The organism is Sphingobium sp. SG1 (assembly GCF_057063145.1).
The window spans coordinates 1-272 of the sequence record NZ_JBVVOJ010000085.1 but is presented as its reverse complement, the minus strand read 5'-3'; the positions used below and the strand labels follow the sequence as shown (position 1 = coordinate 272).

At 65.8% G+C, this 272-nt stretch carries 1 protein-coding gene; it reads right to left on the bottom strand.

Features of this window, described 5'->3' with window-relative positions; all coding sequences use genetic code 11:
• Positions 1–272 (bottom strand): cation:proton antiporter domain-containing protein (locus tag AC0KVN_RS27655; protein ID WP_483656849.1); only part of this gene is annotated, 272 nt, incomplete at both ends.

Here is a 272-nt window from a genome sequence, read left to right as displayed (position 1 = left end):
GACGGCGTTCAGATCGAGCTTCATGCCGACCGCGAGAAAGAACAGCCCGAGCAGGATCGAGCGGAACGGATCGACATCGGCCTCGAGCTCGTGGCGATAGGGGCTGTCAGCAAGGGTAACGCCGGCCACGAACGCGCCGAGCGCGGTGGACAGCCCCAGGCTGTGCATGATCGCCGCCGAGGCGATCACCGTGAACAGGCCGGCGAATACGAACATCTCGCGCTCGCCGAGATTGCCGATCAGCCGGAACAGCGGCCGCACGAGGAAACGCC